The organism is Enteractinococcus helveticum (genome assembly GCF_001657475.1).
Lineage (GTDB): Bacteria > Actinomycetota > Actinomycetes > Actinomycetales > Micrococcaceae > Yaniella > Yaniella helvetica.
Genome location: NZ_LXEY01000015.1, coordinates 88,859 through 114,748, shown reverse-complemented (window position 1 = coordinate 114,748; position 25,890 = coordinate 88,859). Strand labels below are relative to the sequence as shown.

Annotated in this window: 24 protein-coding genes and 3 tRNA genes; 17 read left to right on the top strand and 10 right to left on the bottom strand. The window is 57.4% G+C overall.

The genetic code is table 11. From position 1 onward, the window contains the following. Nucleotides 1–49: 49 nt before the first annotated feature. Together A6F49_RS05425 and A6F49_RS05420 are read right to left on the bottom strand one after the other, a co-directional pair. Nucleotides 50–409, bottom strand: coding sequence for a branched-chain amino acid transporter permease (locus A6F49_RS05425; protein ID WP_043057321.1), 360 nt, complete (start codon nt 407–409; stop codon nt 50–52). Continuing rightward, nucleotides 390–1,124, bottom strand: coding sequence for an AzlC family ABC transporter permease (locus A6F49_RS05420; RefSeq protein WP_043057322.1), 735 nt, complete (start codon nt 1,122–1,124; stop codon nt 390–392). Before A6F49_RS05420 ends, A6F49_RS05425 begins: the two co-directional genes overlap by 20 nt. Before the next feature lie 128 nt (nt 1,125–1,252). Between A6F49_RS05420 and pdxS the strand changes: the two genes are divergently transcribed. The 6 genes from pdxS (at nt 1,253) to A6F49_RS18005 (ending at nt 6,896) form a co-directional block, all read left to right on the top strand. Continuing rightward, entirely contained in the window at nt 1,253–2,131 is an 879-nt protein-coding gene (pdxS, locus tag A6F49_RS05415; protein ID WP_043057323.1) for a pyridoxal 5'-phosphate synthase lyase subunit PdxS, read from the top strand. Nucleotides 2,132–2,161: 30 nt separating this feature from the next. Further along, nucleotides 2,162–3,094 (top strand): EamA family transporter, encoded by a 933-nt coding sequence (locus tag A6F49_RS05410; RefSeq protein ID WP_052504751.1) that lies wholly within the window; start codon nt 2,162–2,164, stop codon nt 3,092–3,094. A 403-nt stretch (nt 3,095–3,497) separates the two neighbouring features. Next, a complete protein-coding gene (locus A6F49_RS05405) occupies nt 3,498–4,856 on the top strand; it encodes an endonuclease/exonuclease/phosphatase family protein (RefSeq protein WP_150119402.1) in 1,359 nt (452 codons plus the stop codon). A 9-nt stretch (nt 4,857–4,865) separates the two neighbouring features. Next, the gene (locus A6F49_RS05400; RefSeq protein ID WP_235604873.1) at nt 4,866–5,363 is read left to right on the top strand and encodes a DUF456 domain-containing protein; all 498 of its coding nucleotides are present in this window, start codon (nt 4,866–4,868) and stop codon (nt 5,361–5,363) included. Between the two features lie 13 nt (nt 5,364–5,376). Continuing rightward, nucleotides 5,377–5,994 (top strand): alpha/beta hydrolase, encoded by a 618-nt coding sequence (locus A6F49_RS05395; RefSeq protein ID WP_052504753.1) that lies wholly within the window; start codon nt 5,377–5,379, stop codon nt 5,992–5,994. 2 nt (nt 5,995–5,996) lie between these two features. Next, nucleotides 5,997–6,896: a hypothetical protein gene (locus A6F49_RS18005; RefSeq protein ID WP_052504754.1), complete on the top strand. Its 900-nt coding sequence runs from the start codon at nt 5,997–5,999 to the stop codon at nt 6,894–6,896. Nucleotides 6,897–6,960: 64 nt separating this feature from the next. On the opposite strand, the gene A6F49_RS05385 is transcribed toward A6F49_RS18005, so the two are convergent. Then, nucleotides 6,961–9,480: an ATP-dependent DNA ligase gene (locus tag A6F49_RS05385; RefSeq protein ID WP_043057324.1), complete on the bottom strand. Its 2,520-nt coding sequence runs from the start codon at nt 9,478–9,480 to the stop codon at nt 6,961–6,963. Between the two features lie 157 nt (nt 9,481–9,637). Between A6F49_RS05385 and ku the strand changes: the two genes are divergently transcribed. The 3 genes from ku to A6F49_RS05375 all read left to right on the top strand — a co-directional run bounded on the left by ku (nt 9,638) and on the right by A6F49_RS05375 (nt 11,131). Further along, nucleotides 9,638–10,480: a non-homologous end joining protein Ku gene (gene ku / locus A6F49_RS05380; protein ID WP_235604872.1), complete on the top strand. Its 843-nt coding sequence runs from the start codon at nt 9,638–9,640 to the stop codon at nt 10,478–10,480. A gap of 124 nt (nt 10,481–10,604) precedes the next feature. Next, nucleotides 10,605–10,805, top strand: a complete 201-nt coding sequence (locus A6F49_RS17670; RefSeq protein WP_052504755.1) for a hypothetical protein — start codon at nt 10,605–10,607, stop codon at nt 10,803–10,805. 2 nt (nt 10,806–10,807) lie between these two features. Continuing rightward, the gene (locus A6F49_RS05375) at nt 10,808–11,131 is read left to right on the top strand and encodes a hypothetical protein (RefSeq protein ID WP_052504756.1); all 324 of its coding nucleotides are present in this window, start codon (nt 10,808–10,810) and stop codon (nt 11,129–11,131) included. A 66-nt stretch (nt 11,132–11,197) separates the two neighbouring features. Here A6F49_RS05375 and A6F49_RS05370 read toward each other — a convergent pair whose 3' ends face one another. The 5 genes from A6F49_RS05370 to pta all read right to left on the bottom strand — a co-directional run bounded on the left by A6F49_RS05370 (nt 11,198) and on the right by pta (nt 18,319). After that, on the bottom strand, nt 11,198–11,929 hold the full coding sequence (locus tag A6F49_RS05370) for a GntR family transcriptional regulator (RefSeq protein ID WP_043057326.1): 732 nt from the start codon (nt 11,927–11,929) through the stop codon (nt 11,198–11,200). Nucleotides 11,930–12,071: 142 nt separating this feature from the next. Further along, nucleotides 12,072–13,697, bottom strand: coding sequence for an L-glutamate gamma-semialdehyde dehydrogenase (gene pruA, locus A6F49_RS05365; protein WP_043057402.1), 1,626 nt, complete (start codon nt 13,695–13,697; stop codon nt 12,072–12,074). A gap of 148 nt (nt 13,698–13,845) precedes the next feature. Next, the gene (locus A6F49_RS05360; RefSeq protein ID WP_043057327.1) at nt 13,846–14,760 is read right to left on the bottom strand and encodes a proline dehydrogenase family protein; all 915 of its coding nucleotides are present in this window, start codon (nt 14,758–14,760) and stop codon (nt 13,846–13,848) included. A 282-nt stretch (nt 14,761–15,042) separates the two neighbouring features. Next, nucleotides 15,043–16,224, bottom strand: coding sequence for an acetate/propionate family kinase (locus A6F49_RS05355; RefSeq protein ID WP_043057328.1), 1,182 nt, complete (start codon nt 16,222–16,224; stop codon nt 15,043–15,045). Between the two features lie 22 nt (nt 16,225–16,246). After that, a complete protein-coding gene (pta, locus tag A6F49_RS05350; RefSeq protein WP_043057329.1) occupies nt 16,247–18,319 on the bottom strand; it encodes a phosphate acetyltransferase in 2,073 nt (690 codons plus the stop codon). 274 nt (nt 18,320–18,593) lie between these two features. Here pta and A6F49_RS05345 point away from each other — a divergent pair, with 274 nt between their 5' ends. The 4 genes from A6F49_RS05345 to A6F49_RS05330 all read left to right on the top strand — a co-directional run bounded on the left by A6F49_RS05345 (nt 18,594) and on the right by A6F49_RS05330 (nt 21,501). Next, entirely contained in the window at nt 18,594–18,947 is a 354-nt protein-coding gene (locus A6F49_RS05345; RefSeq protein ID WP_043057330.1) for a thiamine-binding protein, read from the top strand. Beyond that, nucleotides 18,944–19,504: a hypothetical protein gene (locus A6F49_RS05340; protein ID WP_052504757.1), complete on the top strand. Its 561-nt coding sequence runs from the start codon at nt 18,944–18,946 to the stop codon at nt 19,502–19,504. The genes A6F49_RS05345 and A6F49_RS05340 overlap by 4 nt, the downstream gene beginning before the upstream one ends. Next, nucleotides 19,501–20,388: a spermidine synthase gene (locus A6F49_RS05335; RefSeq protein ID WP_043057331.1), complete on the top strand. Its 888-nt coding sequence runs from the start codon at nt 19,501–19,503 to the stop codon at nt 20,386–20,388. Before A6F49_RS05340 ends, A6F49_RS05335 begins: the two co-directional genes overlap by 4 nt. A 96-nt stretch (nt 20,389–20,484) precedes the next feature. Beyond that, on the top strand, nt 20,485–21,501 hold the full coding sequence (locus tag A6F49_RS05330; protein WP_043057332.1) for a universal stress protein: 1,017 nt from the start codon (nt 20,485–20,487) through the stop codon (nt 21,499–21,501). A 133-nt stretch (nt 21,502–21,634) separates the two neighbouring features. On the opposite strand, the gene A6F49_RS18000 is transcribed toward A6F49_RS05330, so the two are convergent. Continuing rightward, a complete protein-coding gene (locus A6F49_RS18000; RefSeq protein ID WP_052504758.1) occupies nt 21,635–23,152 on the bottom strand; it encodes a C40 family peptidase in 1,518 nt (505 codons plus the stop codon). A 297-nt stretch (nt 23,153–23,449) separates the two neighbouring features. Further along, complete coding sequence (locus A6F49_RS05320) at nt 23,450–24,214, bottom strand: GntR family transcriptional regulator (RefSeq protein ID WP_052504759.1); 765 nt, start codon at nt 24,212–24,214, stop codon at nt 23,450–23,452. Nucleotides 24,215–24,521: 307 nt separating this feature from the next. On the opposite strand from A6F49_RS05320, the gene A6F49_RS05315 reads away from it, so the two are divergent. From A6F49_RS05315 to A6F49_RS05300, 4 genes are all read left to right on the top strand, one after another. After that, nucleotides 24,522–24,594 (top strand) — tRNA-Glu (locus tag A6F49_RS05315). Between the two features lie 42 nt (nt 24,595–24,636). Beyond that, nucleotides 24,637–24,710: transfer RNA gene (locus tag A6F49_RS05310), tRNA-Asp, on the top strand. Nucleotides 24,711–24,772: 62 nt separating this feature from the next. Next, nucleotides 24,773–24,845, top strand: a tRNA-Phe gene (locus A6F49_RS05305). A 221-nt stretch (nt 24,846–25,066) separates the two neighbouring features. Then, nucleotides 25,067–25,807: an SRPBCC family protein gene (locus A6F49_RS05300; RefSeq protein WP_043057333.1), complete on the top strand. Its 741-nt coding sequence runs from the start codon at nt 25,067–25,069 to the stop codon at nt 25,805–25,807. Nucleotides 25,808–25,890 lie beyond the last annotated feature (83 nt).

Sequence of the window (25,890 nt, the reverse complement as noted above, 5' to 3'; positions counted from 1 at the left end):
GGCTAAGTGTAGTCACAACCCATGGACTTCGAAGTTAGTTTGACAACATTTATGCTATGAAATTGACCAGTACGACATAGGTCACGGTCCCTAGCCCGATGGAGACGAGCGTACGTCGTCCTAAGCATAAATGCGATGCGATGGTCACGGCCACGGCGACGAGTAATTTCCACAGCACCGTGTCGGGGGCGGCAGCAGTCGAATAGAAAATCACGATGGCCAGTAGACCAAGGATCCCGGCAGGCATCCACAGGGCCATGATGTTGACGAATTTCGAGTCACGGAGTTTCGCCAGGATGGCAAACGGCAGGGCACGCAGCGCGAAGGTCACCACGAACATGATCGCGACGGCGGCAATGATGTACCACGTGGCCGGTGGGGTGGCAGTGCTAGTTACGAGCAGGATCATAGAGCCCACCCTTTCGTTTCGCCGTGAAGTAGCGGATGGTCAGCAGCGCCATGAAGATGATCATGCCGGCGAAGATGATCTGGTCGGGCGTAATGAAGAGGGCCGCGAAGAAGGCGATTGTTGCGATGATCAGTGAGGGCAGTTGCTCACGAGTGCGGACCGCATCCAGGGTCAGGGTGATGAACAGGGCGAGCAGCGCGAAGTCTAAGCCTTCGATCGTGCCGGGGATGGCCCATGCCACCAGCACCCCGACTATGCCGCCGCTGACCCAGTAGAGCTGCATGGAGATTTGCATGGCTAGGAGCCGTGGCCCTGTCCACCCCGTGGGATTCGCCGCTGCCACGGCATAGGCCTCGTCAATGAGCGCGTGCATCGAATAGAACTTCGCGATCGGGTTTTTCACAACGTGCAGCGGGAAAGAAAACGCGTAGAAGATGTGGCGGAAGTTCACAAAAAATGTGGTGACCGCGATGGTCACCAGTCCGGTGCCGGTCATCAACAGGTCGATCATGAGGAATTCCAGGGAGCCGGCGTAGCCAAAAATCGACAGGGCGGGCACGGCCCAACCGGGCAACCCCGATTGGATGGCCAGCAGCCCTAAGGCCAGGCCCATGGGAAAGAGGCCGAGGCCGGGGCCGACACCAAGTCTCAGGCCGGCAAGAATTTCTTGGCGGCGATCCATGGGCGGCGTGGCGGCCGGTGACTCCTTGTGCATAGCTCCATAATTCCAGGAAGTGCGGGCTTGGTGAGTTGTATTGCGAATCAGCTAGGTTTTGCCTGCAACTTAAGCTAATCTTTGGCCTAGGTCAAAAGTATGGCCTAGGCCAAAGACGAAAGGACGCTATGAGCGCGCAAGCCACCATAAAAACAGGACTGACCGATCAATTCCGCGGGGGAGTGATCATGGATGTGGTCACCGCAGAACAAGCTCGCATTGCCGAAGATGCCGGCGCGACCGCCGTGATGGCACTGGAGCGAGTGCCCGCAGACATTCGCGCAGAAGGTGGCATTGCTCGCAGCTCGGCACCGGAATTGATCGAATCGATAATTGAGGCCGTAGATGTTCCGGTCATGGCCAAGGTTCGCATCGGCCACTTCGTTGAAGCACAAATTCTGGAAACCCTAGGCGTCGACTTTATTGACGAGTCTGAGGTGTTGTCGCCAGCCGACTACGTGCACCACGTCAATAAGTGGGATTTCGAAACCCCATTTGTGTGCGGTGCAACCAATCTGGGTGAAGCGCTGCGTCGTATCACCGAGGGTGCCGCCATGATTCGCTCCAAGGGTGAAGCCGGTACCGGCGACGTCTCAGAGGCAATGAAGCATATTCGCACCCTGAATGCAGAAATTGCAGCGCTGACATCCCTGGACGAAAACGAACTGTTCGTGGCAGCCAAAGAACTCCAGGCGCCATATGAGCTCGTGAAGCAGATTGCCAAAGACGGTAAACTGCCAGTTGGACTGTTTACCGCCGGTGGTATCGCAACCCCGGCCGATGCGGCGATGATGATGCAAATGGGTGCCGATGGTGTGTTCGTTGGTTCCGGTATTTTCCACTCCGACAACCCCACCGCGCGCGCAAAGGCGATTGTCAGCGCCGTCCAAAATTACAACGACCCACAAGCGATCACCGATGCCTCACGCGGCATTGGTGATGCGATGGTGGGCTTGAGTGTATCCGAGATTCCGGCACCACACCGTCTGGCAGAACGCGGGTGGTAATGCGCCGCTAAGTATTACAGGAGGAACACGTTGGGGGATCGCGCCCGCGGGATATCAATAACCGGTGTGGTCTTGGTGATGGCTGCAACCCTTGCGCTACCGCTCGGGGCAGCCGTTGCCACCCAACTGTTTCCCATCGGCGGGGCATGGGGCGTTTCTGCGGTACGCCTCATGCTCGCCTCAGTATTCTTAATCCTCTTGGCCCGCCCGACGCCGTGGCGGTGGAGTAAAACCGCCTGGCGCGACGTGGTGCTGTTTGGCATAACGCTGGCCGGGCTCAACGGCTTCTTCTATGCCGCAGTGGAGCGTATCCCGCTGGGCGTGGCAGTGGCCATCGAGTTCGTGGGGCCGCTGGCGCTAGCGGTGATCCTATCCACGAGTCGGCGCGACCTCATCTGGATCGGCATGGCCGGCCTGGGCCTGGTGGCGCTGGGGGTTGAGTCCCTGGCGGCAGACGTCACCTTCGATTTGCTCGGCATCCTATTTGCTGTGCTGGCGGGGATATCCTGGGCGTTCTACATTCTGTTCAGCGCTCGAGTCGGGCGGCAACTGCCTGGGCTAGAGGGGCTGCCGATGGCCACCATCGTGGCAGCCATTGTGTTGCTGCCCGTTGGGTTTAGCGGCATGGTGGAATTGCTCCTCGCCCCGGAGGTCTACTGGGTGGCCCTGGCGATGGCCGTGCTGTCCACGGTGATTCCGGTGTCCTTTGAGATGGCTGCGCTGCGCCGCGTACCACGAAACGCGTTTTCTATCCTGCTGAGCCTCGAGCCCGTATTTGCAGCCCTCATCGGCTGGGTGTTGCTTGATCAAACCTTCGGGTTGCTGCGAAGTTTGGCAATTGTCCTCATCATCGGCGCGACGATCGGTATGACGGTCAGCGCAGCACGATTGAGTCGTGAGGTCGTCGAGCAGCATCAAGCGCGCGTACGTGAAGAGCGCGAAGACGAAGTCAAGTCAGAATAACGCCCGGTCAGAGCGAGTTTCCCCTAGATGCTGTCGTCAAAAATTGTTTTGTTCAACGAAATTCCCCGACAGGCTGTTTCGCCTGGATTCCCCGGAGATTTTACTGAGAAGGTTGAGCGGAGATTCCAGGAATTCGATCAGCAAGGCGCGTGATTCATGTCACAATATATGGCCTGGTCAGGCGACGAATCTTGACATGTGGAATGGCTCAGGCTCTCGACTTAGGTCACGGAATGATTACAGTCTGATCAAGAATGTGTAGCGTAAGAATTAGTTGTACTCAGCGGTAACCGGCCCGATCCGCATGGCCATGCGGTTGTGTGAAATTTGAAGGATTTGGAGTAAGTTTCGGGGATCTAACCGCAGCTTTTGCCGGGTTCACTTCGCGTCTAAGCTAGCCGTTGTGCATAATTATCGCCCTGTTTTTCGAGTGCAAAAACCAGCGCTCATCGCGGCTGCGGCCGGATGTCTTGCGCTGAGCTTTGCGACTCCAATTCAGGCAGCGACAGCAGATGACACCAGCACGGAACCCGACCTTGGATATTGTCCGCGGCCGGGATCTGAAGTCGTGGCAGATAGTGCACAGGGGGGCATGCTGGGTGACGAAGCCGCGGCAGCCGAATCCACTGAAGAGGTTCTGCCAGCTAACAGCGTGCCAGTTCTGGCAGGCACACAAGACAACTCGTTGCGCGTGGCGACCTATAACGCAGCACTGAGCCGTGACTCCGCCGGGGACCTATTCGAAGAGCTGTCAGCTCCCGGCACCGAAGATGCCACCGAGGTGGCACGAATAATTCAAACCGTTCGACCAGACGTTCTCGTACTGACTGGTATTGACGCTGATGCCGGCGAGAACCTCGCAAAGGCTTTTAATACCAACTATCTGGCTGTGGGTGGCGAAGACCGTACCGGCGTCACCTACCCATATTTCTACACCCATCAGACCAACGCTGGGGTGGAATCGGGCGCTGACCTTGACCGCGACGGCACGATCGGCGGACCAGGTGACGCCCTGGGCTACGGGGACTTCCCGGGTCAGTCATCCATGATCGTGTACTCCAAGTACCCCATTGATACAGCCCAAATCCGAGACTTCTCTTCCTTGCCATGGAAGAGTGTGCCCGACAACAGTATTCCAGAAGATTTCACGGAACTGGAACGCGATATTCTGCCGCTATCGTCGGTCGCCCACTGGGACGTCCCCATTGAAATTGACGGCGAAACCCTCCACGTGCTGGCCTCAGCAACCGAAGACGTCTCCGCCACCCCGCACGGACAAGCCCGCAATGATGACCAAATTCGGTTCTGGCAGGACTACCTGGAATCCGACACCGAATACATCCTGGACCATCGCGGCAACCGTGGCCCACTAGAAGATGATGCAGCCTTTGTCATCGCAGGCTCACTGAAAGCCGACCCTCAAGGCCACGGCCCTGCCGAGCCGAAAGCCATCTCCGAGCTGCTGAAATCCGATGCCATTGTTGATCCGCAGCAAGAACGCACCCTGCCGCCCACTGCCCTAGGCCGCGGCGTACTACCCAATAACCCTGACGCCGAATATCACACGGCACCTGACCCAGACACCGACGGCGAAACCTACCGTGCCGACTACGTCCTGCCCGGCGCCGACCTGTCGGTGACCGACGCTGGCGTACTGGAAACCGGTACCGCACATAATGACGTCTACCGCGGCTACTTCGGTATCCCATCCAGCGACAACTTGCACCACATGGTTTGGGCAGACATCGCCATCGGCAAGTAATCTGACACTGTGGAAGTCATTGTCACAGTCGTTGCAGCCCTCCTGATGCTCGTCGCCCTGGCGGGCATCATCTTTCCCATACTGCCCGGCTCACCGGTCGCCATCATCACCATGATCGCTTGGGCCTGGATCATCGGCTCCACCGCCTCCTGGGCCACCGGAATCGTCGCCGCCGCCCTGGCGCTCATGGGCTGGAGCGCCTCCCTGGTCCTTACCGGGCGCACGATGCGCCGTGAACGCATCCCCAACACCCCGATCCTGATCGCAACAGCCGCCGCGATCGTCGGACTGTTTGTCATCCCATTTTTCGGTATTTTCATCGGCTTTGCCCTTGGCCTGTTCGGTGCCGAATACTACCGACGCCGCGATGCCATGGCCGCCTTCCGCTCCTCGCTGGAAGCACTCAAAGCAATGGGCATCGGCATGCTGGTGGAACTCGGCTGCATCATCACGGCAATCGCAGTCTTCGGTGTGGGCGTTCTCATCCACTTTCTGACCGCAGCTTGACTAGAGTAATGGCATGTACGCTGAAACGCTTGCCACCGGCCACCGAGCCATCTGGTCTCTGCCCCAACACCTGCGCACCACCAAGCTGGTGCTCATCTTCCATGACGCCGGCTCCACTCCTGAAACCGTCGCCGAACACTATTTCTCCCACTTACCCACCGGGACCACCGGCCTGGCGCTTCAAGCTGGCTTCAACGCGGCCTTCGGCCACAACTGGTTCACCAGCCAAGACCACCAAAATTCCAACTTCCCAGAAGTCCTCTCGGCAGCCCACCGAGTCTTTGATGCTATTGACGACGACGAATACGGCACCACCGCCTACACCAGCATCCAGGCCATCGGCATCGGCCAAGGTGCAGCACTGGCCACCACGTTGCTACGAGTACGCCCCGAAGCCTTCAGCGGCGTCGTCGGCCTCAACGGTTACGTGATTGATAACCCGATGCTGGCAGCACTTGATACCCCTGAACATGACGCCCAATCAAAGCGGGTTTTGTGGATCACTTTCGGTGAGGAACCGGACCACCCCTCCGCTGAATTCTCAAAAAATTGGTTGACAACCCACACCCAATTCGTTGAAGCTAAAACCACCTCGGCCATCACACCGTTTCTCATACAGAATGTGAGCTGATTTTGCCGGAAAACAACGAAATTCCAAAACCAAAAAATACCAAAACCAAAAGTGCCCGACGCGATAAAGCCGCCCGCAATGCGCAAAAAATGCTGGGCAAAGCTGTTGATGCGAAAGGCCGCCCCACCCCGGCATTTCAACGTGCAGTTCTCGGGGCCATCAACGTGCAGCGCCCGTTGGTTATCGCAGAATTGCGACGACTAACCAAGAAATACCCACAGGATAGCCCAGGCGAACTCGCTGATCGGCTGTCTCGGCGCTACATCGCATCGTTGACCACAACTGGTGCCGCAGCAGGTGGAGTAGGAGGTGTGCCCGGAATCGGTACGGCCGCAAGCCTTGGTGCATCCTTTGGCGCAGCCCTAGGTTTCTTGGAATTCACGGCACTATATGCACAGGCGGTAGCGGAGCTTGCTGGACTGGACACCAAGGATTCCAAGGAATCGAAAGCACTGGTCATGACGATCCTGTTGGGCGAAGAAGGTCGTGAACTCCTCAAACAAGCCGCCAGCGCACAACCCGGTACGCGCTTTGGGACACTTGGTCCTACCGCCTGGATCGCCTCGGGAATCTCAGGCATCACCGAACGGGCCTTCAATTCTTTGGCCAACCGATTCATGAAAACTCTGCTGCGCGGTGAGACCCTGCGCTTCTTTGGTCGCCTCGTACCGTTTGGTATTGGCGCTGGCATTGGTGGATTCGCCAATCGCGCTCTGGCTCGTCAGGTGGTGACGCAAACACAAGAAACCTTTGGACAACTTCCACAGTGGTATGAACTGCCCGATCTGTTTGCTGAACTCAATGCCAAACGAGAGCGCAAGCCCAAACGGCTCAAAGCCGGGAAAGAACGCGCGGCCATTGAATCGGCAGCTCCAGCGGATATAAATAGCACAGACGAATAACTCAACCCATGCTGGGGTTCGCCGGTCAAGTATGAATGAATGCGATGCCCTCAAATCCCGGCGGTTATATCGTGACATCCTCAGGATCGATATCCTCGCGCAATCCCCGCCATACGGGATGGCGTAGGCGACCCGCCTCGGTAATACCCCCGAATTCCACATCACCCACAAGTTTGGGCGTCACCCAATGGGCATCTTTGCGTTGTTCGGCAGGAACCTCTGCCGGTGGCGTTTTGCGCGGCATCGCATCCAGCCTATCGCGCAGCATTTCCAATTGATCCTGATCAAAACCGGTTCCAACCCGGCCCAAGTAGACCAGACCATCAGGCCCGTGTGCACCCACGAGCAACGAACCCAAGGTCTGAGCGCGGCCGCCATTACCGGTGCGCCAACCGATGATTAACACTTCGCGGGTAGCAGCGTGCTTGAGCTTGAGCCAGGTTTTGGTGCGCTTGCCTGGCATATAGACACTGGTCTTCTTTTTGGCCATGACCCCTTCCAGCTTCAGCTGTTTACTGGATGCCATGGCATCTTCAACAGAGCCATCAAACGCCTCGGGCACATACACATGCTCACCTTCCGAGGCCACCTCGAATAACCGTTTCCTACGCTGCTCATAGTCAACGCGCAGCAGTGATTCGCCGTCGACTTCCAAGAGGTCGAAGACCATCAAATAAACCGGCGTCTTGGCGCGTTCCTCCTCGACATCGGAGGCCTTCTTGAGACCCATGCGTTGTTGGAGCCTGCCAAATTCCGGTCGCCCCGATGGCCCGAGTGCGACGATCTCTCCGTCAAGCACACAATCGGTGGTGACACACGTGGCGAGTTCGGCAAGTTCTGGATACGTGACGGTCATATCGATGTCGTTGCGACTGATGAGCGTTACGGCACCGGGCGCATCGTCAGTAGCAGCACGAACGGTGGCGATGGCACGAATACCATCCCACTTCATTTCAAATGCCCACGCGTGCTCATCGTGTTCCACGGTCTCGACCTCACCGATCGTTGCCAGCATGGGTGAATAGCTCGCTGGCTCAACGGCGTCATTGCCAGACGACGAGTCTTGAGATGCCTGCCTCCTGCCGGTTTTCTGCTGCTTTGGCTCAGCCTCAGCGTCGTCGGGGGAATGTTCTTTGAGATGGATCATCCAGTTTTTGGCGGGATCCTCATTTGGCCCGTGCTTGCCGGTATTAAACAGCGCGAATTCCTTGATGCCACCCAGACCGCCGTCGGGTTGGCCGTGCAGCACCGCGGTGACTTCCTTGCCGTCGCGCCATTTTTTGAGCTCATAGGTGCCCGAATCCCAAATGGTCACCTCGCCACCGCCGTACTCGCCTTTGGGAATGGTGCCCTCGAACGTGGCGTATTCCATGGGGTGATCTTCGGTCTGGATTGCTAGGTGGTTGCGTGCCGGGTCCGTCGGCGGACCTTTCGGCAGCGCCCAGGACACCAGAACGCCGTCGTGTTCGAGTCGAAAATCCCAGTGCAGGGCACGCGCGTGATGTTCTTGAATCACAAAGGTTAGTTCGTCGCCACTGCGGCCGTGACGCTCCGGCACCGGTTCGGGGGTTTTCTTGGGGTCTCGCATGGACCGGTATGTGACCAACCGATCCTTGGGTGCATCGGCCGGTGCGGCGTCGGTCACCGAGGCTGCATCCGATGCTCCGGCACGCTGGGCCAATGGTTCCAGCAGATCGCCGAGATCCTCCAGGCGCCCCAGGACCTCTTCGAAGCGCAGATGTTCAACAGTCGCAGGGTCTGCCAACTCGTCCCATGTTCTCGGGGCGGCAACGGTTGGCAGGAAGCGTCCCCGCAGTGAATATGGGGCAACCGTGGTCTTGGATGCGGAGTTTTGCGACCAGTCGATGAACACCTTGTGCTTGCGCAGTTTCTTCTTCATCTTGGACACAATCAGCTCGGGATGATCGGCCTCGAGGCTGCGTGCCAGCTCCTTGGCGACATCCGAGACCTGCTGACTGGTGGCCGAACCGTCCAGTGGCGCATACATGTGTACGCCCTTGGAACCACTGGTCAACGGGTATGCATCCAGGCCCATGCCATTGAGTAACTCCCGGACCAGGTGGGCAACCTCAACACAGTCGGCCAATCCGCGGCCCTCGCCGGGGTCCAAGTCGAAGACCATGCGGTCGGGGTAGCGCGAATCTGAGGTGATCGTGCGCGGATCCGAGCCCGCGGAGAGCACCCGCCACTGGGGAATATGTATTTCCAACGACCCCAACTGAGCCAGATACGTCAGGGTGGCCTGATCTTGGACCAACGGGTAGCGCTTGGTCCCGGTACCGTGCTCGATTTCGCGGGCCTCAATCCAGTCCGGTGCATGGTCGGGCAGGTCTTTTTCAAAGAACACTTGGCCCGGCTTCTCGGGTGTGCCCACGCCGTCGACCCAGCGCTTGCGGGTGGCAATCCGATCCGCAGCATGCCGAATAAAAATCGGTCCGATCCGGGCATAATAATCCAGCACTTCACCTTTGGTCGTGCCGGTTTGCGGATAGTAGACCTTGTCCAGATTTGTCAGGGTCAATCGGTGGCCGTCAATTGAGACTTTCTGTTCGTCGCGCGACATGCAGACCTCCTGTGCCGTGCATGCTACCGGAGCCACCCGGGCTGCGCATAGGGGCTTGGGTTGTGAGTTTTACCCCTAGCCAGGTGTCATTTCGTACGTTTTAATGGGGGCCATGAGAGCAATCTGGTCAGGTTCCATCGCCTTTGGACTCGTGAACGTGCCCGTTAAGTTGTACTCCGCCACCGAGAGTCACGACGTCGACATGCATCAGGTGCATGACAAAGACGGTGGCCGCATCCGGTATCAACGCCGCTGCGAAGAGTGCGGCGAGATTGTTGAATATTCCGAAATTGAAAAAGCGTATGACGACGGCGATCACCGGGTGATCATCACCAAAGACGACATTGAGGCGTTGCCGGCCGAGGATGATGACGACATTGAGGTTTTGCAGTTCGTCCCCTCCGATCAGATCGATTCGATCATGCTCGAAAAGTCCTATTTCTTAGAACCCACCTCCAAGACACCGAAGGCCTATCTGTTGTTGCGGCAAACGCTAGAGGACACCGAGCGGACAGCGATTGTGAAAATCACCCTGCGCACTCGAACCCGGCTGGCCATTTTGAGGACCTGCGGCAAAATGTTGATGATCCAAACCCTGCGCTGGGCCGATGAGATTCGCGACGTTGATTTTAACGGTGTCAATTCCAAGGCCAAGATCGGCAAGAAGGAACTGGACATGGCTGCGACACTGGTCGAGTCCTATTCGCAGGACTTTGAGTCAGAAGAATTTCAGGACGACTATCAGGTCGAGCTGCGCAAGCTTATTGACGCAAAGATCGAAGCCGGTGAGGCGTTGGATCTTGAAGAGACCTTCCCAGATGAGGAGGAAGACGAAGATACCGGTGGCGAAGTTGTGGACCTGATGGAGGCTCTGCGGCAGTCGGTGAATACGTCACGCGAAGCTAAAAAATCCGGTTCCAAGAAATCGTCGAGTACAAGAACTGACACGAAAAAGAAGTCAGGCTCGAAACGCTCGACCTCCAAGAAGAAAGCCAGCTGATTGGTAACAACCAACTGGATCCGGCGTCGAAACAACCAATATTCAAGACCGCCGCGGCAGCTATTTGGTGGGCCAGTTCCGACACCGATGAGCGAGTTCCAGTCGGCATCCGGGAGGGATCCCAATGAAAATTGGCACGGTGTTAGTTGCAGTGCACCAGTCTGAGATGGACCTGTACCACGACCTACTCCAGCTTTCGCAGCGCTATGTGACCGAGCACGAGGTTCATCACGTCGCGACGGACGTCGCGCAATGGTCCCGAAAACATATTGCCAAGATTGCTGCCGTCGCTGCAGATTACGACGAGATAGGGGACCTCTGGTAGCGATGTCGGAACATGAGGATCATGCCCGCGGCGAGTTGCTGAGACTTGCTTCTAAGCTCATCAGCATTCCCAACGTTCAGGACGACGATCGGGGCGGGTCTATGAGCGAACAGTTTCCATGGATGTTGGCTTTGAGTCCTGCAGATCAGAGAACCTGTTCTAGGGAAGTACTTCATGCCGCCAGGGCCAGCCTCTCAACCGGCCAAGCACATATAGCATTGTCGACGCTGACGTCGTGGCAAGAAACCGCTAATGCCATTGCGGCCGGTCTCGGTGATGAACCGGTGGATTGGATTGACGATAGCCAATTGGTGGAACGCCCCTGAGGAGATATGGCGAAAGATCGAAACGTTCCGCCCCCATCAATGACCCGCTAAGGGTAACCACGGGCTTCAATCTGTGCTTTCGGTGCGTACTTGAACGAGATCGTTCTGCCCGGTCGTAGTCTCGTCACTGTCGATTTTTGTCTCGAGACGACGACGCGCGCTCTGCAATGAATCGTTGGTCATCGAGACCGCTTCTTCGACATCGTGCTTCCTCGCCGCCTCGATGAGACGCTTCTGAGGCAGCCACAGGGTTTCATCCTTATTTTTAAACGCTTCGCGAGCCCCGATGACTTTGAAAGCCCGCGTGCGCATCCAGAGGCTTTCGATCATTTCCATAACGAAAGGATTCTCGGCCGCTTCGTAGACGGCAGCTAAGATCTCTTCATCTTTATCTAAGGCCATCGCGACGTCCTCACGCTCCACCGCTTCCCACATCTCACGGTAGCTGCGCTCCATACCTTCGACTTTCGCTTCCGTGACATTCGGAGTTCCTTGGGCTGCCGCGTATTTTTCTAACACCATGCGCAGGTCGTACATGTTGATGAGTTCTTCGGTGGTAAAGGTCCGCACAACCGCGCCCTTATGCGGTTGCATGGCAACCAGCCCGACGTCTTCCAATTTGCGCAGGGCATCGCGCACCGGCATCACACTGGTGCCGACCATCTTCGCAATGTCGCGGACTTTCAGGGACGCGCCAGCTTGCAGGCGACCGTCGAAAATTGAGGCTTCCAGGATGTCATACACCTGGTCGGCTACCAATTTTTTGGTTACTGCAATACCCAACGGGTTTTCTGACATGCTACGTCTCCCTCACAATGCGTGTGAATCGGTCACTACGGTATAGCCCATTCTAAAGAAGCTGCATCGTGCTGCAGCCAAAGGGTCTCTGATCGCTATGCATCAGAGACCCCATCCGTCGTGGTTTTATCGTGTTGGTTTGCTAGCAGCCCATGTAGTCATAGGTCCAGTTGGTTGCCGGCACGTACGTTTCTTGAATGAAGCGACCGGACAGCCAGCGCTGTAGTGACAAGCGCGAACCGGTCTTATCGTTGGTACCCGATCCACGGCCGCCGCCGAAGTTGACCTGTCCCATCATCGCCCCGGTGGGTTTCTCATTGATGTACATCATGCCCGCGGCATTGCGCAGGGTGTTTAGGGATTCTTGGATGGCTGCTCGGTCGCGGCTAAAGACCGACAACGTCAGTGCATAATTGCTGGTGGATTCCACGAGCTCCAGGGTCTGGGACCACTGCTCGTCGTCGTACGGGTGGACAACGACCATGGGACCGAAGAATTCTTGTTCCATAGTGAATGCCTTGGGATCAGTGGTTTCGAAAACAGTTGGCTCGACGAACCACCCTCTCGATGTGTCGACCGAGCCGCCCACCAACAGCGTGTGGCTGTCGAGCTGTTTGGCTTTTTCGAACGCATTTTCCATGCGTTCAGCGGCCTTCTGGTCAATCACGGCGGTGACAAATGTGTCGTGGTCGGATGGGTCGCCGACTTTGAGCGTCTTGGTGGTCGCTACGAGGCGTTCTTTCAATTCTGGCCACAAGGATTTTGGCACATAAGCTCGTGAAGCGGCCGAGCATTTCTGACCTTGGAACTCGAATGCACCGCGAACCAGAGCGGTATGCACGGCATCGAGATCAGCGGTCGGGTGGACGACGATGGCGTTCTTGCCCCCGGTTTCGCCGACCAGGCGCGGGAAAGAGCGGTAGTTTTCCATGTGCTGTCCGGCTTTGCTAAACAGGTTGCGGAATACCGCCGAAGATCCGGTGAAGGATAGGCCCGCGAAGTCGCGATGCTGCATGGCCACGTCGGAAACCAGCTGCCCGTCGCCGTGGACGAGGTTGATGACACCTTCGGGTAGTCCGGCTTCGATGAGTAGTCGCATGATGACGTCGTTGCTGTAAGCAGATTTTTCGGATGGCTTCCATACCACCACGTTGCCCATCATCGCTGCGGTGGTGGGCAGGTTGCTGGCGATTGCGGTGAAGTTGAACGGCGTCATGGCCAGCACAAAACCTTCGAGCGGGCGCTGGTCCAGGTAGGTTCCCTTGCCTTCAACCGCTCGTGGCTGGTCGTCGAAGATTTGGGATGCGTTGTAGGCGTTGTAGCGAAAGAAGTCTGCCAGCTCGCAAGGGGCGTCGATTTCAGCCTGGTGGAAGGTCTTAGACTGACCGAGCATGGTCGCGGCAACAAGTTCGTTGGCGTATTTGCCGCTGGCCAGCTCTGCTGCTTTGAGGAAAATTGCGATCCGCTCCCACCACGGGGTTCGGGCCCAAGAATCCTGAACGCTCAGTGCCGCATCGGTGGCCTTATTGACGGTCTGGTCTGTCGCGTAGGGAAGATTCGCCAACACGCGCTGATGATCATGGGGTGCGACTAACGGTTTGGTTTCGCCTTCGACCAGCCATTCTCCACCAATATAGTGGGAAAGATCCTTGGTGGATGAGGACATTCCTCTAATGAGACTGCGAACGCTTTCGGCTTCCTCAGATCCTGGGGCAAATGAGCGTTCTGGCTGGTTTTTTGGGTACGGGACACGGAAGTTTCCGGTCATGCTGATGGAGTGTGGCATCTCGTCCTCTCTTATGGTTTGGTGACAAACCAAGTGCTGAATCTTCTTCGGAGATAACGTGTACTGGTCTGGAAATCTGGATGTCTAGGGCTATGACGGTAAATCGCCTCGCCTGGTTGTGAGGCCTCGGTTAGCTGCGGGTGATGAGCGAGCGGAGAAAGACCAAAAGGTTGGCTGGCCGTTCGGCCATTCGACGCATCAGATAGGGATACCACTGGTCCCCGTAGGGTAAGTAGACCCGTACGCGGTGCCCCTGTTGAGCCAATTGTTCCTGGAGTTCTGGCCGAATGCCATAGAGCATTTGGAATTCGAAATCCGTCTTGGCCAAGCCAAATTGTGCTGCTTGGGCTTTGATGAAATCGATGCATCGGTCATCGTGGGTTCCGAAGGCAGGCTCCGGAAGATTCCGCAGCGCCCAAGCAGCCTGGTAGTTGTACTGCGAGGTGACATCTTTGGGATTCTGAATCGCGGTGTCAACATCTTCTTCGAATGCGCCTTTGACCAAACGGATGCGCAGACCTTTGTCTTGGAAGCTGTGTAGGACATCGGCTGCCGCGCGGCTATAGGACTGCACCGCCATGCGAGTTTCGGGGAAGTCGGCCAAGAGCTCATGGACCATGGCAACGGTTTGGTCGTGAATTGAGCTGTGTTCCATGTCGACTTCGACGCCAACATCGTGCTCTTTTCCGGCTTCGAGAATTTTTCGCAGGTTGTCGGTGCACAGTTGCGGGTTGACCGTCATGCCAAGCTGAGATGGTTTGACGGAAACGCTGGCATTGGGGATGTGCTGCTGGAGCATATTGATGCCATCGATATAGTCTTGAGTTGCTCGAGCGCAGTCGTTAATGTTGCTGACGGATTCGCCCAACGGATTCAGACAGGTATCGATGCCCTTCGAGGCCAGGCCTTCGGCTGCTTGGCGAGCGTCGTTGAGGACTTTACCTGCAACGTACCGATCGACGATCGCGCGGCTCATCTTGTTGTTCGTTGCGAATTGTTCCAATTTCTTGCTGTCAGCTGCGGCCAATAACAGTTTATTTGGCATTTCAGAACCTCCTCTTACATCAGACCGCATCGCTCGGCGATGTGACGTGGGGCACTTTAGTTGTTGTGAGAGCCACTGTAATATGTGATAACAAATAAAACAACAGGGTTGAGCAAGAGGTTTTGACGTACGTTGCAGGCATCTTGTTGCGCGCCATCTGGTGGATCTTGCAGGTTCTTCTGATCTCGCACTGTTGGGTGCGTTTCGCGGCGCTACAGAAGGCAACGAAAAAACTGCTCCCCGCGAAGGCATCGCAGGGAGCAGTTTTTATTTCAGTAAGTGCTAGACGCCGACGCCGCGGCCCCACGCATTGGCTTCATCGACCAGGTAGAAGGTGTCTTGAGCGATGGCCATTTCCTCATCGGTCGGCACCACGGCCACCGCGATTGCGGAGCCTTCGGTGGAGATCAGGCGTGACTCATCGGAACGCGCTTCGTTGAGCGCGGCATCGTATTTGACGCCGAGGATGCCGAGGCGGTCCAGGACCCGGGCGCGGAATGGGGCTGAGTTTTCGCCGATCCCTGCGGTGAAGGTAATGGCCTGCGCGCCGTCGACGGCCACATGGTAACCACCGATATATTTCGCCAACCGATACGTTGCTACATCAAGCGCCACTTGGGCATCGCGGTGTCCAGCAGCGGCTGTCTCTAAGACCTGGCGCATATCGGAGTGCCCGGTCATGCCCAACAGCCCGGATTCGTGGTTGAGCACGCGGTCAACATCGTTGGCGGTAAAACCGTGGGAGGCCCCCAGATGCGAGATGATCGAGGGGTCAATATCGCCCGATCGGGTGCCCATAACCAGCCCGGCCAGGGGGGTGTAGCCCATGGAGGTGTCCACGGATTGACCGTTTTTGATTGCCGTGGCCGAGGCGCCGTTGCCTAGGTGCAGGATGATGCCGCTGAAATCCTCACGGTCGACTCCCATCAGGGTAGCGGTCTTGCCGGCGACCAGGTCGTGGCTGGTGCCGTGGAAGCCGTACCGGCGGATGCCGTAGTCGGTGTACCAGGAGTTTGGGATGGCATAACGCCAGGCCTGAGGTGGCATGGTTTGGTGGAATGAGGTGTCAAAGATGACGACCTGGGGCATATCGGGCCACTTGTCGCTGATCGCGCGCAGGCCTTCGGCGGCCGGCGGGTTGTGCAGCGGAGCCAGTGGAGCCAGCCGGTCGATGGCGCGGATGACTTCGGCATCCACGAGCGCCGGCGCCTTGAAACGTTCGCCACCGTGGACCACGCGGTGTCCGGTGGCATCAATGGTGCGGCCGTTGAGCACCTCGTCGAGTTCCTTGGCGACGACGTCCAATGCCTCGGTGTGGTTGGCGATTTCTGCACCGGGCACACCGATGCGTTCGATCAGCCCGGAAGCCTGAATGGGATTGAAAGTATCGGTGCCGTCGTCGTTGAGTTCCCGCAGCTGGTATTTCAGCGAGGAAGAGCCCGAGTTGATCACCAGAATGAGCATGATGGAGTCCTTTGCGCGTGGGCTAGTTGGCCTGGGCCTGGATAGCGGTGATGGCCACGGTGTTGACGATGTCATCGACCGTGGTGCCGCGGGAGAGATCGTTGACGGGTTTATTCAGGCCCTGCAGAACCGGCCCGACGGCGACCGCACCGGCCGATTGCTGTACGGCCTTATACGTGTTGTTGCCGGTGTTGAGGTCCGGGAAGATGAACACGGAAGCGTTACCGGCGACTTCTGAGTTGGGCATTTTGGAGGCTGCGACCGAGGCTGAGACCGCGGCGTCGTACTGCAGCGGGCCATCAACTTTGAGTTCCGGGTTTGCTGTTTTGACGAGCTGGGTAGCTTGGCGGACTTTATCCACGGCTTCGCCCGAGCCGGAGTCGCCGGTGGAGTACGACAGCATGGCCACGCGCGGTTCGACGCCGAATTGGGCCGCAGTGGCGGCAGAGGCGGCGGCGATATCGGCTAATTGTTCGGCGTTCGGGTCGGTGTTGACCGCGCAGTCACCATAGACCAGGGCGCGGTCGGGCAGCAGCATGAAAAACACCGAGGAGACGATCTTGGTGCCGGGCTTGGTTTTCACAAACTCCAGGGCCGGGCGAATGGTGTGCGCGGTGGTGTTAATTGCACCGGAGACCATGCCGTCAACGTGGCCCTGTTGGACCATCATGGTGCCGAAGTAGGTGGCGTCCAGCATCATTTCACGCGCGAATTCGATTTTGACGCCGCGGTGTGCCCGCGCCTGCGCATAGGCCTGCGCGTAGGGCTCACGGTCGGGGGATTCGGCTGGGTTAATCAGCTCAATGCCGGTTAGGTCCACGCCGAGTTTGGATGCGGTTTCGTGGATCGCATCGACATCCCCCAAAATTGTCAGGTCACACACCCCACGACGGCGCAGAATTTCCGCGGCACGCAGGATGCGAGGATCCTGGCCCTCAGGCAGCACAATGCGTTTGCGATCCGCCGAGGCGCGAGCCGTTAGCTGGTGTAAGAAGCGCACCGGCGTCATGGCGGTGGGGCGTGCCAGTTCGATGCGGGACAGCAGTTCGTCTTCATCAACGTGGTTATTCCAGGCACCCAGTACCGCGGCGGTTTTGCGGGTTTGGGCGGCCGACAGGCTGGCTGGTACCGCGGCCACGGTGCGAGCCATTGTGAAGGTATCCGCAAATGACACGAACACCGGGAACGGCGCATCAGAGTACAGCCGCTGGATCATCGGGTTGGGCTCAATCCCGTTGGTCAGGATCATGCCGGCAGGTACCGGGAAGTCGGCGGTGCGGGCGGCGGCCAGCGTTGCCAGGATCGCATCGGAACGATCCCCGGATACGATCACGAGTGCGCCGTCGTTGAGGACCTGTAAGAAGTTGCCGCCCTCCATCGAGACCGCTTTGACCTCAGAGACATCGCGGTCAAGCTGCTCGGAGCCGGCCACCCAGTCCAGACTCAGGGCTGAGGCGACTTCGCCAACGGTTGGGTGGCGCAGCTCTGCCAGTTCGGGGATGATGTAGACCTTGCGCTGGTTGGTGCCCGGCTTGATGGTCTTGGCCATGTCTTCGAGTAGCGATGGTTGAGCACGGTTGACCACAATGGAGAGCAGTTCAGAGCCTGCATCGCGCAGATTCGAGCGGGTCAGTTCCACTGCCTCCGACGCCTCCTCGGCGGTCAGCCCTTGGGCGGAGACGACGGCGAGGACGGGCGCGTTGAAGTGTAGGGCAAGATCGGTGTCGATTTCGCGTTCGAATCCGGTGTCACCGTTGGCCAGGTCGGTGCCTTCAATAACCACCGCGTTGACGTTGGCGGCCACGGCCTCATAGGCGACCACGAGTTCGGCATAGAGCTCGTCTTGTTTGCCCGAGGTGATCATCGCACGGGCGTAGGCATCGGTGACCCCGCCGGTGGCGGAGTGCTCATCCAGCTCAAAGGTTTGGCGCATCAGCTGCACCATCGAATCGGAGGCCACGTCGTCGCCGGGAACGATCGGGCGGAAATACCCCACCCGGCCGGTGTGCCGGTTCAGGGCGTCAGCCAGTCCCATCGAGACCAGGGTCTTGCCGGCTCGCATCGTCGTCGTAGTGATGTAAATACCTTGGGCCATGCTCACGTCCCTTTCTTCATCAACGGATGGGTGCACCCTAACCAACTATAGTCGTGGGTCTGGTTCATGTTTACGATGGGAAGCTATAGTCTGCGTTTGGCAGCATCGAGCAGATGTCTTCACCTCTACGGCGCGGTGGTCCTGTCATTGGCATTGTCCGCCTCATGGGAAAATCACACCCGATTTTCCCATTAGCAGGCACTCCGCAGATTAATACCATCGACTCCCCACCAGCCGGAGGCTTCAATGTTGCCGCTCCAGTTACGATGGAAATATGATTCTTGCATTCTCTATTTCTGTATCAGGTATCGGTGAACTCGGCGAAAACGCGGCCGCCAACAGCCCCGAAGACGCCGCGACTGGCTCGGTTGCCCGCGCGGTGGCAGCGGCCTACGACGTCGTACGCAACTCGGGTTTGCCGCACCGGTTGTCGTCGATGTTTACCGAAATTGAAGGTGACTGGGATGAGGTCATGGGCGTCCTGAAACAGTGCGTGGACGCTGTGGAACCCTTTGGCGCGCGGATTTCGATCACGATGAAGGCTGACATTCGCCCGGCAAAATCCGATGGGCAGCTGGACGCCAAGATTGATCGGGTCAATTCGCTGCTGGACGGCGAGACCCAGTGATCTGGCCGTTCAAACGCAAAACCACAACCGAAACTGGTGCCGAGTTTTATATTCGTGACGCCGCAGTGGCCGACGCCCGAGCGCTGGTGAATTTCAAACACCTCGCCTGGCGAGCCATATATGGTCAACTCAAAGATGAAGCGTTCTTTGCCCAGGCGGAGGCGACGACGGATGAGCAGGTGAAGTTCTGGCAATCTCGCATTACCAAGGGCGATAAGGTCTGGATTGCTGAGGATTTGCGCGACCGGATGATCGGGACTATTCACGCCACAACCAAACATAGCGAGCACACCGCCGAATTCGTTGAGCTCTACAGCCTGGGTGAAGTCAAGGAAATCCGGTACTTTTACTTGGCAAATAATGCCAACGCCACCATTGGTCAAGCGCTGATTAAACAAGCGGTGGGGGAGACCCCGGCCATCACCTGGGTCTCGGGGGACGCGCCACTGGTAGTCCAAAGCCTGCGCGATGCTGGGTTTGAGGAACTTGGCGAACCGGTCGACCCGGCGGCAGAACCGTGGCACGGCGTGGTGCGACAGGCTATGGTTCGAGCATGAGTAAACAGCGGCGTAACCAGAAACAATCTGCGGTCAACATTGAACCCGGCATCTATGAGATTGATTCGGGCACCGCAGAGATCAAACCCGACCCATTCACCCCGGGTGCCTGGGTGCTGCTGCTCAACGGTGTGCAATCCTCCCAGATCATCCCCGATGAACCGCAGCGCCTGGGGTTTGAATACATGCGTTGGATCGCCATCGCGTTGGGCTTCCGCTATCCCCAAGACGCTAACTTGCGATTCTTACACCTGGGTGGTGCCGCAGCGACCCTGGCCCGCTGGGGTGCCGACCGCTACCCAAATTCGCGCCACACCACCGTGGAAATGGACGCCAAACTCACCGAACTGGCCCGCAATAACTTCGGGTTGCCGCGCGCCCCAATTGTCAAGATGCGTGTGGCCGAAGCGGGAGAAGTCCTGGCCGAAACCCGCCCCGAGAGTTGGGATGTCATCATCCGCGACGTTTTTATCGGCACCACCCGCGGCGACCACATCACGCCCATGCACCTGACCGGACTGGAAGCCGCCGAAAAAGCCGCCAGCGCCGTCGGACCCAATGGTGCTTACCTTATTAACTATGGCGGGTCGCCGAACCTGAATCCGGCGCGCGAAGAAGCCGCAGCCCTGGCCCAAGCTTTCAAACACGTCACGCTCATTTCAGACGCCACGATGTTTAAAGGACGACGCCGCGGTAACATCGTCATGGTCGGGACTCAAACCCCGCTGGCCAATCCGGATCTTGGCGGCATGGACGCTTTCACCGCGGCCCTACGCGCCGAACCCCTACCGGCTCAGGCGAAATTTGGAGCCGCAACCGCAAACTTTATCGCCGGCACCCCGCCGTCGCTCACACCACTGCTCTTACGACAAGAACAGCCGTAGAAGGGCTTATCAGCCTGGACTTCGGCGTTAGAATGGAAATAGGAACTTCGCATCCGCTCCTCGGAGGCGAAATGACCGTACGGAGGGAAGACTGCCATGACCGAACAATTCCATGACCCAGCCAAAAAGGTGAACGCAGACAACGGTCTGCCTGCAAACCCAACCAAGAAAAAACACGGCGTCGTCGTCGGTGTGGATGGATCCAAACGGTCACTGGCAGCAGCCATCTGGGCACTGCGCGAAGCCAAACGCATCAGTGCCCCGCTGACCATGGTCTCGGCCTACACCCTGCCAATCTTCCCATCGGTTGCCGTGGATGCTGCAACCGGTGGCCACGAAGACTCCGCCCTGGCCCAGTCGTGCCGCCAGATTCTGGAAGCCACCAAAGCCGAACTCGGTGACACCGAAGGCGTCGATGTGCGCAGCAACGTGGAACTCGGCGACCCAGGCACGGTGCTGGTCGATTATTCTCACGACGCCGACATGCTCGTGGCCGGTCCGCGAGGTCGCGGCGGCTTCCTCGGCCTACTGGTCGGCTCGGTGTCCCGTGGCCTGCCAGCACACGCCAAGTGCCCGGTCGTGCTGGTGCCCCGCGGTGCAGAAGAATCCCGGGCCGCAACCGATGCCCCGGTTGTTGTCGCCTCGGACGGTTCCGAACAGGGCCGTGTAGCCATGCTGCGCGCCGCGGAAGAAACCATCCGCCGCAGCCCAACCTGCCGCCTGCGCGTCATCACCGCCATGGCACCGGTATCCTCCGCCGTTGAATGGCTACCATCCACCGTGGACGAACGAGCCATGTTCGACGAGCTACGCGAGAAGGTCGACGCCGGTGTCGCCTGGCTGCAATCCTACTTCCCGAATCTCAACATTGAATCCGAAGTCATTGACGGCGTCCCCGTGGATGCAGTGGTTGCTGAATCCGAATCCGCCCGCCTGACCGTCGTTGGCACCCGCGGCCTGGGTGGATTCACCGGCGCACTGCTTGGCTCGACCTCCCAAGGTATCGCCGCCCACGCACGTGGCCCGGTCATGATCGTTCCATACCACGACGATCCACGCCTCCACGACCGCCCAGAATACGGTCCAATGATCAACCAGGATCCAGAAGACTAACAACCACCACTTAAAGCCTGAGGGCCTGCATACCAAACGGTGTGCAGGCCCTCAGTTGTCGTGCTATTGAATTATTACCTCCAAGGGTCCGGAGAACTTCCCCGGACTCCGAACCCTTCGAGGATCCTAGAAACTAGTACCGACCACCAACGGACATCATATTCCATGGTGAGTAGTGCAACCCGGTGACCGTGATACCGGTCGATGGGTTGCGAGCATGAGCAATCTGGCCGTTGCCGATGTAAATTGCAACGTGGTAAACACCGGACTGTTGACCGTTATTTGACCAGTACACCAGGTCGCCAGGCTGCAGGTTATTCAGTGAGACGTACTGCTTGGCAGCGCCGTATTGAGCGCTGGAAGTACGTGGCAGAGACTTACCGGATTGCGCAAATGCTGCAACCGTGAAGCCCGAGCAGTCATAGCCCTTTGGACCATTACCGCCCCATACGTATGAGGTGCCGGCTTCATTGGTCTTGTTGACCGCCCAATTGACCGCAGCCGACATATTCGAGCCAGTCGAGGCTGGGGCCACCGTCTTGGACGGGGTTGGCTTCGGCTTTGGTGCCTGAGTCTTCGTCGGAGTCGGCGTCGGTGTCGACGTGCGAGTCTGAGTCGGGGTAGGCGTCGGAGTTGGTGTAGCCGTGCGCGTCGCCGTTGGAGTCGGTGTCGCGGTTGGCGTTGGTGAAGCACTCTGAGTCGGTGACGACGACGGCGTTGATGCTGCCGTTGGTGTCGGCTCCTCCGTTGGAGTTACCGGTGCCTGCGCTGCAGCTTCAGTGCTCGTGGCGGAAGCCTCAGGTGAGGTGGTATCTCCACCGGTATTTCGGTTTGCAGCCTCATCGCGTACTTCTTCTGCGAGTGCGGCTGAGTCCATTCCGGCTTCTTCTGCGGCGGCGGCTGCAGCGGCGGCGGCTTGCGCGGCAGCTTCGGCCTCGTCACGGCGCTGTTGCTCTAACCGCTCGCGGAGCTCTTCCTGTTCGCGTTTCTTGCGTTCTTCCTCGGCGGCTTTTTCTTCAGCTTTTTTGGCTGCCTCAGCTAGCGCCTCGGACCGGTTGGTCTGTTCGCCTTCAAGGTGTTCAGCTGCGTTTTGGTTGATCTGAGCCGTATCGACGTCTCCGGCCAATGAGTTAGCCAGTTGTTGTTCGGTCGCATCCTGTGCCAACGCATCTTCGTCGCCAAGCAAGAACTCTTCAGTAGTTAAGCCTCCGTTGCGATACATGTCCGCAACGGCTTCCCCAGCTTCTTCCTGAGCGAGTTCATGTTGTTCGGCTGCAAGTTGAGCCTGTTGAGTAGCGGTCTCAGCTTCACGACGAGCTTCTGCTGCGGTCTCGCCAAGTTCACGAGCCTTTTCATTGGCAGAAAGCGTCTCACCTTCGGCATCGGCCAAACGCTGGTTGCTCTTGTCGAGGATCTCTTTCAGGTCTTCACGCAGTTTCGCTTGGGCGGAAGGATTATCCTTGGCCTCTGCGATCGTGGCTTCGTCTGGGAGAGCAGGTACCTCAGTAAGTGGAGCTTCTGGTTCGTTCGTCGATTTGGCGAAAACACTGTCGGAATCTGAGAAGATCTGTGGCATTGCGGTGGCAGACATCGCTGCGACCGTAACAAGGGCGACGCCGGCGGCTGCCCCTTTCACACTTCGTGATTTCACGATTCTTCCTCATTCTGTGGCTAGTCCAGTTTTATGGTTTTGTTACAACCATCTTTACCACAAGCAATGACTTTATCTGTACTGTTGTCACATCTGCAACACCTGGCACTTGGGTGAACATAAACCACAATGGTGTAATTCTCGCGACACGCCTGTAATCATCGGGATCCTTGCAGTATTGCCGATTTATAAATTTGTTTCACAGATGCGCATTTGGTGCTTGACTTAAGAAAAAGTGGCGTCTGAAACGATACCGTTTCAGACGCCACTTAATGTAGCTGTGACTGTTATTTTTGTTTAGTTCGGGTGGATCTCTTGTCCATCGTTGAGAGGGTCGACAGGTTGTTTTCTGTCAGTTGCCGGCTGTCCTGCACCGGTGACATGCTGCATGATCATATTTTCGGCCAAACCCAGGTATCGATGGAGGCCTCTTGAGGCTTCGATGCGTTCACCGGCCAGAATACGAGTGATGATCGCCAGGTTCTGCTGTGCGAACGTGCCGTGAATGGGAGTGCTGATTCGAAGCCCGTTGAACGCTAGACGTAGGCGAGTCAAGAGCCGCTCAAGAGCTTGAGACATGGTCTCCGAGCCGGCCAGTGCGACCACAGCAACGTGGAAGCTCCGATCGGCTTCGACAATGGCTGAGAAATCTTCTTGTGCGACACCACGACGAGTGCGGTCGGCAACGTGATTGAATGTCTCGGTCAGTTCCGGCGTGAGCTTGCCCCACAGGATGGCTGAAGGTTCGATAAACCTTCGCGTTTGATAGATCTCGCGAATGTCATGCGGCCCAGGGTCAATGACAAAAACACCACGGTTGGGAACCTTGTATACAAGATCTTCACCTGCCAGTACGGTGAATGCCTCACGCAGTGTGTTGCGAGAGACCTCAAATTCTGCTGCAATCATCTCTTCCGACAGCTTCGTGCCGGGGCTTAAGGCACCTTTGCAGATATGCGCGCGCAATGCCGCTGCGATTCGTGTCGGCGTGTGGGCGTGGAGCGGATCGTCTTCGCCGTCGCTGCTTAGCAGTGAAAGCTCTGGCATCATAGGCTTGTCCATCAGATCTCCTACTAACTAAGAGTGCTGAATCTCACAATATCACTGGAAATTGAGATTTGTCTGCACGCGGTCTATTGGCAGCAGTTGCATCGGTCTCTCAGGAAATAGTGGCGTTTGACTTGCTGTTATGCCATCCTTTGAGGCTCCGTCCGTTGTGAATGCACAGGGGTTTCTGTGCTGGCTTGTCGGATTCTCCCAGGCTTCGTTCCTCTGCGGCGCTTCGGCTGATTTGCTTTTGAAAAACGTTTAGGTCTATGATGATCTAGGTCGATCGCACAAACGAGTGCAAACACTCTGCGAGCGTCAGGCCCCCATCGTCTAGTGGCCTAGGACACCGCCCTTTCACGGCGGCGGCACGGGTTCGAATCCCGTTGGGGGTACAAGTCAGTCAAATGGCTTTGAGAGATGTAATAGTTTCTCATGGCCCTGTAGCGCAGTTGGTTAGCGCGCCGCCCTGTCACGGCGGAGGTCGCGGGTTCAAGTCCCGTCAGGGTCGCGGATTTGAGAGCCTGTCCATGTGGACGGGCTCTTTTTCCCAGACAAACTGAAGATAGTTTTGGTCCTGTAGCTCAGTTGGTAGAGCGTTCGACTGAAAATCGAAAGGTCACCGGATCGACGCCGGTCGGGACCACTGAACCCTCGCGTAGCTTCTACATCGCGGGGGTTCTTTTATTTTCGTTGTGTCGTCCGTAAAGTCCCTACGTAGACAGCTCACCGTGTTGCTCGTATGGCGGTGGGCCAGCGTAGAATATCAGCATTCAACTCTGGATTGGGTTGGGGCATAATTGAGATCGTGTTGGTCATTCCGATCGGTGTGGCCGCTTGGAATCGGAAGAAATCGGATGACCAAAAGTGACTAACAGCTTCGAAATTCGCAAAGACGTCGATCTCCCTGTATCGCCAGAACAGGTGTGGCACGCGGTAGCTACCCCTGAAGGTCAAGCCGGATGGTCCCCAGATCCATACATGGAATCGGAAGACCTTGACATCGTTGAGGAGCGACCCTCTCGTTTTGTAGTCCGAACTCCTGAAGATGCTCATGGGGCCTTCCATGCCTTTGAATACCAAATCCAGCCGCTAGACGAAGGCTCGAGGCTCACATTTATTCATAGCGGCGATCTAGGCAATGACTGGCAATCGGATTTCGATTATGCAGAGATTACCGGTTACGGCTGGAATCTTTACATGCACACTCTGAAGCAATACCTCACGTATTTTGCTGGTCGCCCAGCAGTGTATGTTGCAGCTCAAGCTCCAGATCATGCCAATACACATCAAGCGTGGCAACAGCTTGAACAGGCTCTCGGATTGCCAGACGGATCTGCACAATTTACCGTCGGCGATGAAATTCGGCTCGAACCCTCAGGGCTGTCGGTAATCGAAGGCATCATTGATTATGTAGAACCAGGTGAGGACTTCCTCGCCGTGCGTTCTCAAGATGGTCTATATCGTTTCCATAGCTTGGAACGAATCGGGATGCCGGTTGCGCTCGGACACTACCGCTACGGCGCTGCCCTTCAACCACTCGACGAGGAACAGCGGAAAACCGAGGAGCAAGCATGGCAGGCGTGGCTGCAAAACGTCTTTGCGTAATCGTCGCCAAGTAAATTTTTTAACGAGCGCCCATATCTTCTGGATCCGCATCATGTCCGGTGCGTAGTACCCGTCGGGGTCAT